We start from the raw sequence: 254 nt of genomic DNA, 5'->3' as shown, positions 1-254 counted from the left end.
ATTTAAAGCGCCCTGATGGAACTCGGTTTATGAAAGACTTTGATAGCCGTGAAGAGCTTGCTCCACGCGATATAGTGGCACGCGCAATCGATTTTGAAATGAAGCGCTTAGGCGCCAATTGTGTTTATTTAGATATTAGCCACAAAGATAAAGACTTTATTATTGAGCACTTTCCTACTATTTACGCAAAATGCTTAAGTGTAGGCCTCGATATAACGAAAGAAGCAATCCCAGTTGTGCCTGCTGCGCATTAC

General features: G+C 41.7%; 1 protein-coding gene. It reads left to right on the top strand.

Annotation, left to right across the window (positions count from 1 at the left end; translation table 11 throughout):
* Nucleotides 1–254 (top strand): FAD-binding protein (locus tag AAEY99_RS21560; protein ID WP_351012003.1); only part of this gene is annotated, 254 nt, incomplete at both ends.

Origin of the sequence: Shewanella sp. S1-58-MNA-CIBAN-0166 (assembly GCF_040310085.1) — a bacterium.
GTDB lineage: Bacteria > Pseudomonadota > Gammaproteobacteria > Enterobacterales > Shewanellaceae > Shewanella.
The sequence above is the reverse complement of the archived record's forward strand: the minus strand, read 5'-3'. Positions and strand labels throughout refer to the sequence as shown.